We start from the raw sequence: 1,186 nt of genomic DNA on the forward strand, positions 1-1,186 counted from the left end.
GCCGGCGGACGCGGCCGAGCGGACCCTGCTCGACCTGGTCCGCACCCACGTCGCCGCCGTCCTCGGCCACGCCACCCCGGAAACCGTCGACACCACCCGCGCCTTCCGCGAACTCGGCTTCGACTCCCTCACCGCCGTCGAGATCCGCAACCGCCTCAACACGGCCACCGGCCTGCGGCTGCCCTCCACCCTCGTCTTCGACCACCCCACCCCGCAGGACCTCGTCGACCACCTCCGCGAGGAACTCCTCGGCAGCACCACCCCCACGACCAGCGCCACGGGCACGGGCACGGGCACCACCGACACCGACAACGACCCCGTCGTCATCGTCGGCATGGCCTGCCGCTTCCCCGGCGACGTCACCACCCCCGACGACCTCTGGAACCTCGTCGCCCAGGGCCAGGACGCGATCGGTCCCGTCCCCGACGACCGCAACTGGAACCTGGAGGTCTTCCGGCACACGGCGGGAGACTCCCAGGGGACCTCCTACGTGGCCGAGGGCGGGTTCCTGCGGGGCGCCGGTGCGTTCGATCCCGGCTTCTTCGGGATCAGCCCCCGCGAGGCGCTGGCGATGGACCCGCAGCAGCGACTGCTGCTCGAGGCGGCCTGGGAGACCTTCGAGAACGCCGGCATCGACCCGGCGCGGGTGCGCCGGACCCGTACCGGCGTGTACGTGGGGGCGGCGGCCTCCGGATACGGCGGGGCGACACGTGTCCGCCCCAACGGCTTTGAGGGCCACCTGTTGACCGGCACCGCGGGCAGCGTCGTCTCCGGCCGCGTCTCCTACACCTTCGGTCTGGAGGGCCCGGCCGTCACCGTCGACACCGCCTGCTCCTCCTCGCTCGTGGCCATCCACATGGCCACCCAGGCGCTGCGCAACGACGAGTGCACGATGGCGCTGGCGGGCGGCGTCATGATCATGGGCACGCCGACCTCGTTCGTGGAGTTCAGCAGGCAGCAGGCTCTGGGGGCCGACGGTCGCTGCAAGGCCTTCTCTGAGGCCGCCGACGGATTCGCGCTGGCGGAGGGCGTCGGCGTGCTCCTGCTCGAGCGGTTGTCGCAGGCCCGGCGCAACGGGCACGAGGTGCTGGCCGTCGTGCGTGGCTCGGCCGTCAACCAGGACGGTGCGAGCAACGGGCTCACCGCGCCGAACGGGCCGTCGCAGCAGCGCGTCATCCGTCAGGCA

Annotated in this window: 1 protein-coding gene; it reads left to right on the forward strand. The window is 72.6% G+C overall.

From position 1 onward, the window contains the following. A partial coding sequence (locus HW445_RS31790; RefSeq protein WP_180224228.1) for a type I polyketide synthase occupies positions 1-1,186 on the forward strand: 1,186 nt, incomplete at both ends.

Origin of the sequence: Streptomyces sp. UH6 (genome assembly GCF_013421635.1) — a bacterium.
GTDB lineage: Bacteria > Actinomycetota > Actinomycetes > Streptomycetales > Streptomycetaceae > Streptomyces > Streptomyces abyssomicinicus.